Here is a 13601-nt window from a genome sequence, read left to right on the forward strand (position 1 = left end):
ACCACGTCGGGGCGGGAGGGCTCACACCGGTTTCGGGACCCCCGCGCGGCTCAGCTCCCCACCGCGACCCCGCGCAGCACGACCGCGGTGGGCGTACGGAGCACCGACAGGTCCTCGAGCGGGTTGCGGTCGTAGACGACGAAGTCGGCGGACGCGCCCTCGGTCAGCCCGTCGACGCCGAGCCACTCGCGGGCACGCCAGCTCGCCGCGCCGAGCGCGTCGTGCGCGGGCATGCCGATGCGCACCAGTGCCTCGACCTCGCCGGCGATGTTGCCGTGCCGGCTGATGCCGCCGCCGTCGGAGCCTGCGTAGATGGGCACGCCCGCCTCGTAGGCCGCCATGATCGTCGCGGGCATCCGGGCGTAGAGGTCGGTCATCGTCCGTGCGTAGGCGGGGAACTTCTCCTGCCCGGCCGCCGCGTGCTCGGGGAACTTGTCGAGCTGCATCACCGTGGGCACGAGCCGGGTGCCGTGGGCGACCATCGCGTCGATGAGGTCCTCGGTGAGGCCGGTGCCGTGCTCGATGCAGTCGATGCCCGCCTCGATCAGCCCGGGCAGCACGCCGTGGCCGAAGCAGTGTGCGGTCACCTTGGCGCCCTCGGCGTGGGCGGCGTCGATCGCGGCGCGGAAGGCCTCGGCCGGGAAGGACGGTGCCAGATCGCCCTCGTCGCGGGAGATCCAGTCGCCGACCAGCTTGATCCACCCGTCGCCGTTGCGGGCCTCCTGCGCGGCGTACGTCGCGAGGTCGGCGGGCTCGACCTCGTGGGCGTAGTTGCGGATGTAGCGCTTCGTCGCGGCGATGTGGCGTCCGCAACGGATCAGCCGGGGCAGGTCGTCGCGGTCGTGGATCCACCGGGTGTCGGCGGCCGACCCGGCGTCGCGGATCAGCAACGCTCCCCCGTCGCGGTCGTCGATCGCCTGCTGCTCGGTGGCCGCGTCGTCCGTGGGGCCGAAGTCGTCGAGACCGAGGTGGCAGTGCGCGTCGACCAGCCCGGGCACGATCCAGCCCTCGGCAGCGGTGTCCGCACCGGCCTGCGGCTCGTAGGTGATGTGGCCGTCGACGACGTAGAGGTCGCGTGCCTCGCCGTCGGGGAGGACGGGGCCGCGGTAGCGCTGGACAGGTGGGCGGGTCATGCCCGGGACGTTACAGCCGGTCGAGCAGCCACGCGGGGCTGAGCACCTGGGCCGGGGAGACGTTGGCGGCCAGCGCCCGGTCGGCGGTCACCACGACCACCCGGTCCCCCGCCGCGCCGGCACGACGGGCCTGCTCGCGGATCTCGGCGTCACCGTCGCGTGAGGCATGGACGGTCCGCACGTGCGCGTCCCGGCCGGCCCGTACGCCTGCCTTGGCCTGCCCCTCCAGCACCAGCACGATCTCGTCGTACGGCACGTCGGCGACCAGCAGCCTCTCGTGGAGGCGCCGCGCCGCCCCCGCCCGGTCCTTCCACCAGCCGTCGGGCACGGAGCCGACGACGTTGGCGGCGTCGACGACCAGTGTCGAGGTCACTTGAGGAACTGCGAGAAGTCCTTGGGCAGGTTGAGCTGCTCGGCGGCCTTCTCGTAGTCGACCCGGGAGCCGTCGGGGTTGCCGAAGGGGTTGGCAGCCTTGTCCGCTGCCGCTGCCTTGCCGGCGGCCTTCTGCTGGGCGGCCTTGGCGGGGTTGCCGGAGACGCGCTTCTTGCCCTTCTTGCCCTTCGCCTGCTGCTTGGCACCCGCGCGCTTGCCGCCGCCCAGGCCCGGCATGCCCGGCATCCCGGGCATGCCCGGCACCCCGCCGCCGCGGGCCATCTGCTCCATCATCTTGCGCGCCTCGAAGAAGCGGTCGACGAGCTGGTTGACGTCGGAGACCTGGCGGCCCGATCCCTTGGCGATGCGCGCGCGCCGCGAGCCGTCGATGATCTTGGGGTTGTCGCGCTCGGCCGGCGTCATCGACTGGATGATCGCCTGGATCCGGTCGATCTCGCGCTCGTCGAAGTTCTCGAGCTGGTCGCGGAACTGCCCCATCCCGGGGAGCATCCCCATGATCTTGGTCATCGAGCCGAGCTTGCGGATCTGCATCATCTGCTGGAGGAAGTCCTCCAGGGTGAACCCGCCCTTGGTCGCGAGCTTCTCGGCCGCCTTCAGCGACTGCTCGGAGTCGAAGGCCTTCTCGGCCTGCTCGATCAGGGTGAGCATGTCGCCCATGTCGAGGATGCGCGAGGCCATTCGGTCGGGGTGGAAGAGGTCGAAGTCGGTCATCTTCTCGCCGCTGGAGGCGAACATGACCGGCTTGCCGGTGATCGAGCGGATCGACAGCGCCGCGCCACCGCGGGCGTCGCCGTCGAGCTTGGTGAGCACCACGCCGTCGTAGCCGACGCCGTCGAGGAAGGCCTGCGCGGTGGTGACCGCGTCCTGGCCGATCATCGCGTCGACGACGAACAGCACCTCGTCGGGCTGCACGGCGTCACGGATGTCGGCGGCCTGCTTCATCAGCTCGGCGTCGACGCCGAGGCGTCCGGCGGTGTCGATGATGACGACGTCGTGGAGCTTGCGCTTCGCCTCCTCGATCGAGGCACGGGCCACTCCGACCGGGTCGCCGACGCCGTTGCCGGGCTCGGGGGCGAACACCGGGACCCCGACGCGCTCGCCGTTGACCTGGAGCTGCTGGACCGCGTTGGGCCGCTGCAGGTCCGCGGCGACGAGCATCGGGGTCTTGTCCTGCTCCTTGAGCCAGTGCGCGAGCTTGGCCGCGAGCGTCGTCTTGCCCGCACCCTGGAGCCCGGCCAGCATGATGACCGTCGGGCCCGACTTGGCGTAGCGCAGCCGACGGGTCTCCCCGCCGAGGATCGCGACGAGCTCCTCGTGGACGATCTTGATGATCTGCTGCGCCGGGTTGAGCGCGCCGCTGACCTCCTCGGAGCGGGCCCGCTCCTTCACCGCGCCGACGAACTCCTTGACGACCGGCAGGGCGACGTCGGCCTCGAGCAGCGCGATGCGGATCTCGCGCGCGGTGGCGTCGATGTCGGCCTCGGAGAGCCGGCCCTTGCCGCGCAGGTTCTTGAAGGTGTCGGCAAGGCGGTCGGAGAGTGTGGCGAACACGGTGTGGGTCTGTCCCTCGCATCGAGTGGTGGATCAGGGCGGATCTCGGGTCGTACGGCCACTCAGCCTAACGTCCGGACCCCCGGGGAGCTCAGCCGCCGAGCGCGGTGCGCACCGCGTGGGCCGCGGCGGCCGCACGCTCCTCGGTCGGGCGCACGCCGCCCACCTCCTGGACGTAGAACACGTCGACCGCCTGCGGCCCGAGCGTGGAGACGTGGGCGGACGCCACCGTCAGGCCCAGGTCGGCGAGAGTGGTGAGCACGCGGTGGACCACGCCGGGGCGGTCGGAGGTGCGGATCTCGAGCACCAGCGAGGCGCGTGAGGCGTCGGGGCGCACCTCCACGATCGGCGGCAGCTCGCCGTCGGGCCGGGCGGGCAGGTCGGGCATCCGCTGCGTGCCCTCCACGACGCGGCGGATCCGCTCGCGCACCACGCTGGGGTCGAGGTAGGCGTCGGGCACCTCCCAGGCGCTGACACCCCACTCCCCGTCGGCGTCGACCTGCGCCCATGCCCGCGCGGCGTGCACCGGGACCCGCAGGGCGGCGAGCCCGCCGGCGACGTCGGCGAGGAGGCCGACCCGGTCGGCGGCGACCACCGTCACGGTCGCCCCGACCTCGTGCGGGGTCACCTCGACCGAGACGGCGCCTGCGTCGCGGCGTACGGCGTCCGGCACGGGGACGGGGTCCGCCGGCGTGGCGCGGGCTACCTCGGCGCCGAGGGCGTGGGCGGCGGTGGAGGCGAGCCGGTCGACGAGCGAGGCCCGCCACGTGGTCCACGCCGCCGGCGAGGCTGCCCGGGCATCGGCCTCGGTGAGCGCGCGCAGCAGCTCGAGGCTGGCCGCGTCGGGCACGTGGGTGAGCAGCTCGGCGATGGTGGCGGGGTCGTCGGGGTCGCGGGTGGTCGCCAGGTCGGCGAGCAGCAGGTGCCAGCGCACGAGCGAGGCCACCACCTCGGCGTCGAGGTCGCTGAACCCCATCCGCGCCACGATCTTGCGCGCGAGGGGCTCGCCGGCCACGGAGTGGTCGTGCAGGGACCCCTTGCCGATGTCGTGGAGCAGCGCGGCGACCAGCAGCAGGTCGGGCCGACGGACGCTGCGGATGAGCCTGCCTGCCTCGGCGCAGGTCTCCACCACGTGGCGGTCCACGGTGAAGCGGTGGATCGACGAGGCGTGCGGCAGCAGCCGGATCTGCTCCCACTCCGGCAGGAAGGTCTCGATGCCGTCGATCTCGTCGAGCGTCTCCCACACGGGCAGCAGCCCGGGGCCGCTGGCGAGCAGGCGTACGAGTGCGTCGCGGGCCGTGGCCGGCCACGGGACGGGGAGCTCAGCACCGTCGCGGACGAGCCGAGCGGCCGTGGTCGGGGCGAGCACGGCGTCGCGGCCGGCGGCCTCGGCCGCGGCCCGGAGCAGCAGCGTCGGGTCGGCGGCTGGGTCCGTCCCGGCGTCGAGCACCACCTCGCCGCGGGACAGCGCGATGCCGGGTGCGATCCGCTCGAGGGCGGGCGTGCGGCGCCCCTTCTCCCCCGTCGGGCGTGCCATGACTGCGTCCGTGCGCCGCCAGGCGAGGCGGGACAGGTGGCCGATCCTGCGTCCCAGCGACCGGACGTGGCGCTGGGCGGCCTCGGCGTCCCCGAGGTCGAGCCGCTCGCCCAGCGGCGCCCACATCTCGGGCGCGATGCGGTCGCTCGGCCGGCCGGCCAGGTCGTGCACCTCGTCGCGCACGTCGAGGAGCATCTGGCGTGCCGCCTCGAGGGCGGGCGTGGAGGCGTCGACGAGCCAGCTGGCCTCGATGGCCTTGAGCACCCCGGCGTCGCGGAGACCGCCCTCGGACTCCTTCACGTCGGGCACGGAGACGTGCGCGAGCTCACCGGTGACGTCGTGGCGCCGGTGCGTCATCGCCTTCAGCTCCGGCAGGCGCGTGCGGGCCTGGCGACGCCAGTCGGCGAGCATCGTGGTGCGAAGCCGGAGGGTCAGGCCGGGGTCGCCGGCCAGGTGCCGCGCGTCGAGCAGACCCAGGGCCACGCGCAGGTCCGCAGCCGCTTCGAGCACCTGCGACATCGAGCGCACGGAGTGGTCGAGCCGGCGCCCGGAGTCCCAGAGCGGGTACCACAGCGTGCTCCCCAGCTCGCCGATCTCGACGTCGTCGTCGTGGACGAGCACGACGTCGAGGTCGGAGTGCGGCGCCAGCTCGCCGCGGCCGTAGCCGCCGACCGCGACCAGGGCCACCCCGGCGACCGGCCCCGCGGAGGCAGCGTATGCCTCCCTGCAGAGCTCGTCGGCCGCGGTGGCCCTGGCCTGTCGTCGTGCTGCGGTCACGGGTGCGACGTCCGCTCGGTCCCGAGAACGTCCGCCATCAGAGCGCGGACGCGTCCTGCTCGCCGGTGCGGACCCGTACGACGGTGTCGACCGGGCTGACCCAGACCTTGCCGTCACCGATGCGCCCGGTCTGCGCGGTCTTCACGATGATCCCCACGACGTCGTCGGCGTCTGCGTCGTCGACGACGATCTCGATGCGGATCTTGGGCACGAGGGCGATGTCGTACTCGGCCCCGCGGTAGACCTCGGTGTGGCCCTTCTGCCGGCCGTAGCCGCTGACCTCGGAGACCGTCATGCCGGCGACCCCGAAGGTCTCGAGCGCCTCGCGGACGTCCTCCCACTTGTGCGGCTTGATGACCGCGGTGACGAGCTTCATGCGCTGGCTCCTTCAGTCTTGGAGGTGGTGGTGGCCGCGGAGAGGACGCTGCTGCCGCCGCCGCTGCTGCCGCTGTGCAGGTCGTACGCCGACTCGCCGTGGGCGACCAGGTCGATGCCGTTGACCTCGTCCTCCTCGTCGAGGCGCAGGCCGATCGTGTACTTGATGGCGAGCGCGATCACGGCGGTGAGGATGCCGGAGTAGATGACGGCGACCACGACGCCGAGGACCTGGTCGACCAGCGACCCGGCGCCACCGCCGTAGACGAGGCCGTCGACGCCACCGGCGCCCTCGGCGGTGGAGAAGACCCCGATCAACACGGTGCCCACGATGCCACCGACCAGGTGCACGCCGACCACGTCGAGCGAGTCGTCGTAGCCGAGCTTGTACTTCAGGCCCACGGCCCAGGCGCACACGCCACCGGCGACCAGACCGATCGCGACCGCGCCGGAGAGGTTGACCGCACCGGCGGCCGGGGTGATCGCGACCAGGCCCGCGACGATGCCGGAGGCGGCGCCGAGCGAGGTGGCCTTCTTGTGGAGCAGGCGCTCGATGACCAGCCAGCCGAGGATCGCGGCGAAGGTCGCCAACGTGGTGTTCGCGAAGGTGCGGCCCGTCTCGAGCGGGAACTGGGTCTCCGGGTCGTCACCGAACACGATCGAGCCGACGTTGAACCCGTACCAGCCCATCCAGAGCAGACCGGCGCCGAGCATGGTGAGCGTGAGGTTGTGCGGACGCATCTGCTCCTTGGGCCAGCCGATGCGCTTGCCGAGCAGGAGCACCAGGACGAGCGCGGCGACACCGGCGTTGATGTGGACGGCCGTGCCGCCCGCGTAGTCCTGCGCGCCGATGCGGCCGCAGATGAGGGAGTCGTCGGTGCAGCTGAAGACCATGTGGGCCATCGGGAAGTAGACGACGAGCGCCCACAGCGGGACGAAGACGACCCAGGCGGAGAACTTCAGCCGGTCCGCGACCGCACCGCTGATCAGCGCGACGGTGATGATCGCGAAGGTCATCTGGAACATCACGAAGATGTAGTCGCCGGTCGAGACCCCGTCGAGCCAGAGCAGCTCGAAGGGGTTGGCGAACAGGGTGCCGTCGCCGCCGAAGCCCATCGACCAGCCGACGGCGACGTACAGGATGCCGACGATCGCGGCCGCGACGTACGACATCATCATCATGTTGAGCACGGACTTCGACCGCGACATGCCGCCGTAGAACAGGGCCAGAGCGGGCACCGTCATCATCAGGACGAAGGCAGTCGCCACCAGCATGAAGGCGTAATAGCCGTCCACAGGACCTCCAGGAAACGTACGTGGGTGTGGGCTCCGCACCATGACGCCGGTGTCATGGCGGTGCTCACGCGTCGTCCCGAAGCCTGCGGGGAGGAGGTTTCGCACGGCGGCGACGGATGTTGCGCGCAGGCAACGGAATCGGGCCGCGTGTTACGGGTGTGTGAACGGACAGGCCCCGGATCGCGCCTTGTTAGTGTTCGGCCGTGTCCAGACTGCGTCCGTCGAGGTTGGCCGTGATGGCGCACTACGACGTCGCGGGAGAGCTGCGGCCCCACGTGCGAGGTCAGGTGGAGGCGCTCGCCGCGTCGGTGGACACCCTGCTGGTGTGCACGACCGCGAGCCTGCAGGACTCCGCGCGCGCCTGGCTCGAGGAGCGCGCGACGGTGGTCGAGCGCGCCAACTACGGCTACGACTTCTTCAGCTACAAGGTCGGTCTCGACGCCGCCGGGGACCTCACGGCGTACGACGAGGTGGTGGTCTGCAACGACACCTATGTCTTCGCGCTCGACTCCTACGACCCCGTCTTCGACGCGATGGCCACGCGGCCGTGCGACTTCTGGGGCCTGACCGCTGCCGAGCGCCTCGCGCCGCACATCCAGTCGTTCTTCGTCGCGTTCCGGCCGTGGGTGGTCTCCTCGCACGCCTTCACGAGCTTCTGGGAGGAGATGGAGCCGATCTCGAGGCGTCGGCAGGTCATCCGGCGCTACGAGATCGGGCTGTCGCGGCGGCTCTACGACGCCGGTTTCGCCTCCGACACCTACTTCGTCGAGACCGCCGAGGACCGGCGGATCGCCCGCGAGCGGATGCGCTGGTGGGCCGCGCACCGCTCGACGTTCCCGCGCACCCGCGCGGAGGTCCGTGAGTGGCGCGAGCGCGCCAACGAGCCGTGGAACCCCGCTCGCAGCCTCGCCGACCGGGTCCTCGACAACGCACGGCTGCCCTACGTCAAGATCGACACCCTGCGCTACGACCCCTACAACCTCGATGCCGAACGGCTCCTCGAGCTGTGCGAGCGCCGCTTCCCGCACCGCTTCGAGGGCGTGCGCGAGTTCCTCGAGGAGACCGCGCAGTACTACCCCCTGCGCGACACCGAGCGCCTGCTGGCCACGCCGCTCGCCCTCGAGCCGCTCTTCCCCCGCGTGAGGTACTCCGATGCGCGGTGACCGTCGCCGGCAGGGTCAGGTGCGACTCGACGACGCCGCGCAGGTCATGGTCGAGGCGGGGCTGGTCGACGCCGACTACGTCGCGGCCCAGCTCGGCGTCTCCTTCGGCTCCGACGCCGAGGCCGCCCGCGCGGTCGTGCTCGCAGGCGACGTCTCCCCCCACCCGCTGTTCGAGGCGCAGTGGATCGGGCGCAGGCGGTCGTGGCAGCGGCTGGGCCAGCACCCCGTGCTCTGGTACGTCTCGGAGCGCCGCCGTCGCAACCGCATCGCCCCCACCCGCTGGTCGACCCGCGGATCATCTTCGCGGCGCACCCGGAGGCCAGGCACCACCCCTACGGCGCGCTGTCCTACTGGTTGTCGGTGGCCGCCCCCGGCACGCCCCTCCCGACCCGGATCCTGCCGCGCAAGGTGTCGTGGTCCACCTACCGAACCGCTGCGATCGAGGCAGCGGCGCAGTGGCGCGAGGAGGTCGTGCGCGATCGCCCCGACCTCGTCGGACCGGCGCCCGCGTTGCCGTCGAGGCTCGGCACCTCCCCCGCCGTGACGGTCGTCATGGCGGCGCAGGACGCAGGCCCCCTGGTCCACCGGACCGTGGCGTCGCTGCAGGCCCAGACCTTCACCGACTGGCACCTCGTCGCGGTGGACCGCGGATCGAACGACGACACCGCCGCCGTGCTCCAGGGCGTGGCCGCCTTCGACGACCGGGTCACCCTCGTCCGCGAGGGCCGCTGCGGCGAGGCCCGCGCCCTCAACGTCGCACTCGAGCACGGTACCGCCGAGCACGTCGCCTTCCTGCCCCTCGGGCGGGAGTGGCTGCCGGACACCCTGGCCGAGCTGCTCGCCCATGCCCACCACACGGGCGCGTCGGTGGTGCTGGCCGGGACCGGGGCGGTCGGCCGCTCCCGCTCCGAGATCCGGACCGGGCGGCCGGTGGACCTCGCGACGGCGCTGGTGCGCCGAGACGCCGTCAAGGACGTCGGCGGGTTCGACGAGGGCCTGGGCGGCGCGGTGGAGCGCGACCTGCTCCTCCGGCTGACCCGCGACGAGGAGCCGCTGGCCGTCGACGTGCCGGCGCTCAGGCGTCCCGACGCCCCGCAGCCGGGGTTCGCGGACGACTGGACGTCGGTCGCCCTGGAGCGGCAGCTCGTGGACTGGGACGCCGCGGCCGCACGCGAGACCGACGAGGGGCTCGTCACCCACGTGATGCCGGTGGGGTCGGAGCCGCGTCGCACGGTCGAGTGGCTGGGCGCCGTGCCCCGTGACGGGTCCGAGCTGATCCTGGTCGGCGTACGGCTGCGCCGCGCGCACCACGTGCTGGCCGCCTCGATCGCCGCGGTCATCGCCAACGCCCGGTTCGTATCGGTGCCGGCCGCGGTCTCGACGTCCGCGGCCACCAACGTGGGCATCGCCGAGGCCACCGGCGCCACCGTGCTGCTCGTCCGCCCGGAGGCGATGCCGCCACGGCAGCCGATCGCCCAGGACCTGGCCGAGGTCGTCCGCGACGACGACGTCGCCGTCGCGCAGCCGCTCGTCGTCGACCTCGACGGCGTGGTGCTGAGCGCCGGAGCCCGGTTCGACCCCGCCAGCCCGCACCCGGAGCTGTTCCTCTCGGGCCTGCCCAGCAGCGACGCCGTACGGATCGGGCGGTGCGCCGTCGCCGCGCCGGCGGCGCCCCTGGTCGCGCTGCGCACCGAGACGGCCGTCGCGCTGCGCGGGCTGGGTGCGCGCTTCCACTCCGTCCTCGCCGAGACCGACCTCGGGCTGCGGGCCCGGCAGGCAGGCCTGGGCGGCTCGGCGCTGGTACCCGACGCCGTCATCACCTCGCGCACCCCGTACGCGAGCGCGGACGAGCTCATCGGTGCCCTGTCGTCGCTGCGCTCCACCGTGGAGGCAGGCGCCACGCCTCCGCCGGACGCCTCAGTGGAGCTCCTGCGCGTCGCCGGCCTGGAGGCGACCGACCAGCGCCAGCGCAGGGTCAGCGCCGACCCCGAGGACCGCGACGCCCCGGCCGTGCTGGTGCCGGAGCTCGTCGTGCGGGCGATCGAGGGGATCCACGAGACGCCGCCGCGGCTGAGGTGGGCGATCGACATCGCCGCCCCGGCCGCGCAGCGCGGCGACCGGTGGGGTGACACCTACTTCGCGCGATCGCTCGCCGACGCCCTCGAGCGACGCGGCCAGCACGTCGCCGTCGACCGGCGCGACGCCCGCGAGCGCGACTCCCGCGACCATGACGACGTGCTCCTGGTGCTGCGGGGGCTCGACCGGGTCGCCCCGCGCCCCGGCCTGCTCAACGTCGAGTGGATCATCAGCCACCCCGACATGATCACCGCCGACGAGGTGGCCGGGTTCGACCTCGTCTACGCCGCGAGCACCAGCTGGGCCGGGCGGACGAGCCGCGAGTGGGGCACGCCGATCGAGCCGCTCCTGCAGTGCACCGACACCCGGTGGTTCCACCCCGACCGGGCCGAGCCCGACACCGGACCCGCGCTGCTCTTCGTCGGCAACTCCCGGGGCGTCTACCGCTACGCCGTGCGCAGCGCGCTCGCGATCGGCGCCGACCTGACGCTCCACGGCAACGACTGGACCGAGTTCGTCGACCGCGAGCAGATCGCCTCCGGCGGCGTCGACAATCGTGAGGTCGGCGTCCTGTACGCCTCCGCGGGGATCGTGCTCAACGACCACCACCTCGACATGCGCCGCGACAGCTTCGCCTCCAACCGGCTCTTCGACGCGGCCGCGTGCGGTGCCCGCATCCTCAGCGACCGGATCGACGGCCTCGAGGAGATCTTCTCCGGCCTGGCGCTGCCGTTCGACAACGAGCACGAGCTCGCGCGACTGGCCCAGCCGCCGTACGACGCGTTCCCCGACAACGCGACCCGTCGTGAGATCGCGCACCGGATCATCGCCGAGCACAGCTTCGACAAGCGTGCCGAGACGCTCGTCGACGACGCCGTGCGCCGGCTCCTCGCGCGCCGCTGACAACCCCGCCGGGCACTTCCTGCCCGTCACGCTCGCCGCACGGGTAGTGGTCAGCCGAGCAGCGCGTCCACGAACGCCGACGCGTCGAAGGGTGCCATGTCGTCGGGGCCCTCACCGAGGCCCACGAGCTTGACCGGCACCCCGAGCTCGCGCTGGACCTGGACCACGATGCCGCCCTTGGCCGAGCCGTCGAGCTTGGTGAGCACGATGCCGGTGACGTCCACGATCTCGCTGAAGACGCGGGCCTGGATCAGTCCGTTCTGACCGGTGGTCGCGTCGAGGACGAGCAGCACCTCGGTGACGTCGGCCTGCTTCTCGATGACGCGCTTGATCTTGCCGAGCTCGTCCATCAGCCCGGCCTTGTTCTGGAGGCGTCCGGCGGTGTCGACGAGCACCGTGTCGACGCCGTTGTCCACGCCGTGCTTCACGGCCTCGAACGCGACGCTGGCCGGGTCGCCGCCCTCGGGGCCGCGGACGACCTCGACACCCACGCGCTCGCCCCACGTGGCCAGCTGGTCGACGGCAGCGGCGCGGAAGGTGTCGGCCGCGCCGAGGGTGACCGTGAGGTCCTCGGCGACGAGGATCCGGGCGATCTTGCCGACGGTGGTGGTCTTGCCGGCGCCGTTGACACCCACGACCAGCACCACGCCGGGCTTGCCGTCGGCGCCGGTGACCTTCACCCGCCGGTCCAGGTCGGTGCCGACGAGCTCGATCAGCTCTTCGCGCAGCACCGTGCGCGGGTCGGGCGCCTGACCGCCCTCGACCCGCAGGCGGGTGCGCAGCTTCTCGACGAGTGCCTGCGTGGGCGCGACGCCGACGTCGGCGGTGAGGAGGGTGTCCTCGATCGCCTCCCACGTGTCCTCGTCCAGCCGGTCGCGGCTGAGCAGCGACAGCAGGCCCTGTCCGAGCCCGCCCTGCGAGCGCGAGAGGCGCTCGCGCAGCCGCTGCATCCGGGTCGCCGAGCGCTCCGGCTTCTCGAGGGTCGGCGCGGCAGGCTCAGCGGTGTCGACCGCAGGCGCCGGTGGCGCCTCGGTGGCGGTCTCCGTCTCGGTCGGCGGCGGGACGATCACCTCGGTCGATCCGCGCGGCGGCTCGACCTTGCGTCGACGCCCCGACGTCAGCAGCCCGGCGAGCGTGAGCACGCCGACGACCGCGATGGCGATGATCAGATAGAGCCAGTCACCCATGGGCCAATCCAATCAGAGGTGCGCGACGCGACGCAGGCGGGTGAGCATCCGGTGCTCCGAGCCCGGCTGTCCGGCCGCCAGCCGGGCCCGGAGGGCGTCGCGCTCGGCAGCCAGCCGCTCGGCCCGCGTACGTGCCCGTGCCAGGCGGCCCTCCGTCCGCGCGAGGTCCGCCAGCACCGCGTCGAACGCCGCGGCCAGGCCGGACCCGCTCTCCGGCAGCACCGGGGTCCCGCAGGTGTTGCCGGGCCGCGCGACCCAGACCACCTCGTGTGCCATCAGGTGGAACCACGACACCGCGGCCTCGCCGACCAGGGCGGGCGGGGTGACCCGTACGGAGGACAGGCCGGCCGCGGCGAGCCGGGAGTCGAAGTCGTCGCCGTACCACCGCACGTGGTCGGCCTGGCCGAAGCGGCGGACCCTGTCCTCGGGCGGGGCGGAGGGGTCCTCCTCGGTCACGGTGCCGCTCCTGAGCGGCACCTCGAGCAGGGCGATGCCTCGCGGGCTGAGGACGCGGGCGATCTCGCGCATGGCGGTGCAGTCGTCGGGCACGTGCTCCAGCACGTGGTAGCAGACCAGCAGGTCCACCGACGCGTCGCGCAGCGGCAGCGCGGTCAGGCTGGCGAGCGCGTCGACGGCCCGCTTGTCGCAGCCCAGGTCGAGCCGGACCCTGCGGCGGGCGTCGAGTCGGTCGAGCAGCGGCGTGGACTGTCGCGAGGGCGCGATCTCGACGACGGTGTCGAGGTCGCGCAGGTCCGGCGCGAGCGCGCCGAGGAGCAGCGACAGGAAGCGGTGCCGCTCCAGGCTCCCGCACCGCGGGCAGGTCGCACCGGGGCGACCGTCGGGGCCGGGCCGGAACGCGCGGGACACCATGGCCCCGCAGGCCGCGCAGTAGGTCTTGTGGACGTCGTGGCGTGAGCCGGTCACGCCTCGCACGCTAGCCCTCGACGCGCCCGATGCGGAGTGCCGCGCCGTACGGCGGCACGATCGTCAGACCCGGGACTCGGAGTCCTCCAGCGTGGGGAGCGCGTCGACGCCCTTGCGCATGGCGTTGCCGAGCTGCGGGGCGACGGGCATCTCCTGGCCACGGTGGGGGTAGGCGACGTACACGGCGACGCCAGCGGCGACGAGCACGCCGAGGGTCATCATCACAATCATCGCGAGCACGGGATTCCTCCGAGATGGGCCGGGCGGGTCCCGCCCACCGTGCCAC

The 13601-nt window shown here is 72.9% G+C and carries 11 protein-coding genes; 2 read left to right on the forward strand and 9 right to left on the reverse strand.

The genetic code is table 11. The features are described 5' to 3' along the window. Positions 1-50: 50 nt before the first annotated feature. The 6 genes from IE200_RS10050 to IE200_RS10075 form a co-directional block, all read right to left on the reverse strand. A complete protein-coding gene (locus tag IE200_RS10050; protein WP_191279323.1) occupies positions 51-1133 on the reverse strand; it encodes an amidohydrolase family protein in 1083 nt (360 codons plus the stop codon). Positions 1134-1143: 10 nt separating this feature from the next. Beyond that, complete coding sequence (locus IE200_RS10055) at positions 1144-1506, reverse strand: hypothetical protein (protein ID WP_191279324.1); 363 nt, start codon at positions 1504-1506, stop codon at positions 1144-1146. After that, positions 1503-3077 (reverse strand): signal recognition particle protein, encoded by a 1575-nt coding sequence (gene ffh / locus IE200_RS10060; RefSeq protein WP_191279325.1) that lies wholly within the window; start codon positions 3075-3077, stop codon positions 1503-1505. The genes IE200_RS10055 and ffh overlap by 4 nt, the downstream gene beginning before the upstream one ends. A gap of 91 nt (positions 3078-3168) precedes the next feature. Next, on the reverse strand, positions 3169-5391 hold the full coding sequence (locus IE200_RS10065) for a [protein-PII] uridylyltransferase (RefSeq protein WP_191279326.1): 2223 nt from the start codon (positions 5389-5391) through the stop codon (positions 3169-3171). A 37-nt stretch (positions 5392-5428) separates the two neighbouring features. Beyond that, positions 5429-5767, reverse strand: coding sequence for a P-II family nitrogen regulator (locus IE200_RS10070; RefSeq protein WP_179617649.1), 339 nt, complete (start codon positions 5765-5767; stop codon positions 5429-5431). Next, entirely contained in the window at positions 5764-7062 is a 1299-nt protein-coding gene (locus tag IE200_RS10075) for an ammonium transporter (RefSeq protein WP_229856366.1), read from the reverse strand. The genes IE200_RS10070 and IE200_RS10075 overlap by 4 nt, the downstream gene beginning before the upstream one ends. A gap of 203 nt (positions 7063-7265) precedes the next feature. On the opposite strand from IE200_RS10075, the gene IE200_RS10080 reads away from it, so the two are divergent. Then, complete coding sequence (locus tag IE200_RS10080) at positions 7266-8225, forward strand: rhamnan synthesis F family protein (protein WP_229856368.1); 960 nt, start codon at positions 7266-7268, stop codon at positions 8223-8225. 180 nt (positions 8226-8405) lie between these two features. Beyond that, entirely contained in the window at positions 8406-11204 is a 2799-nt protein-coding gene (locus tag IE200_RS10085) for a glycosyltransferase family protein (protein ID WP_191279329.1), read from the forward strand. Positions 11205-11254: 50 nt separating this feature from the next. On the opposite strand, the gene ftsY is transcribed toward IE200_RS10085, so the two are convergent. The 3 genes from ftsY to IE200_RS10100 all read right to left on the reverse strand — a co-directional run bounded on the left by ftsY (position 11255) and on the right by IE200_RS10100 (position 13555). Further along, positions 11255-12391, reverse strand: a complete 1137-nt coding sequence (gene ftsY / locus IE200_RS10090) for a signal recognition particle-docking protein FtsY (protein WP_191279330.1) — start codon at positions 12389-12391, stop codon at positions 11255-11257. Positions 12392-12403: 12 nt separating this feature from the next. Beyond that, the gene (locus IE200_RS10095) at positions 12404-13315 is read right to left on the reverse strand and encodes a methyltransferase domain-containing protein (RefSeq protein ID WP_191279331.1); all 912 of its coding nucleotides are present in this window, start codon (positions 13313-13315) and stop codon (positions 12404-12406) included. A 63-nt stretch (positions 13316-13378) separates the two neighbouring features. Continuing rightward, positions 13379-13555 carry a hypothetical protein gene (locus tag IE200_RS10100; RefSeq protein ID WP_191279332.1) on the reverse strand — a complete coding sequence of 59 codons (177 nt, stop codon included), beginning with the start codon at positions 13553-13555 and terminating at the stop codon, positions 13379-13381. Positions 13556-13601 lie beyond the last annotated feature (46 nt).

The sequence above is a fragment of the Nocardioides flavus (ex Wang et al. 2016) genome (assembly GCF_014653115.1).
GTDB classification, from domain to species: domain Bacteria; phylum Actinomycetota; class Actinomycetes; order Propionibacteriales; family Nocardioidaceae; genus Nocardioides; species Nocardioides flavus.

What these genes read in the sequence shown, in the direction of transcription:
- IE200_RS10050 (WP_191279323.1), bottom strand. Translation starts at nt 1,133, where the DNA reads ATGACCCGCCCACCTGTCCAGCGCTACCGCGGCCCCGTCCTCCCCGAC.
- IE200_RS10070 (WP_179617649.1), bottom strand. Translation starts at nt 5,767, where the DNA reads ATGAAGCTCGTCACCGCGGTCATCAAGCCGCACAAGTGGGAGGACGTC.
- ftsY (WP_191279330.1), bottom strand. Translation starts at nt 12,391, where the DNA reads ATGGGTGACTGGCTCTATCTGATCATCGCCATCGCGGTCGTCGGCGTG.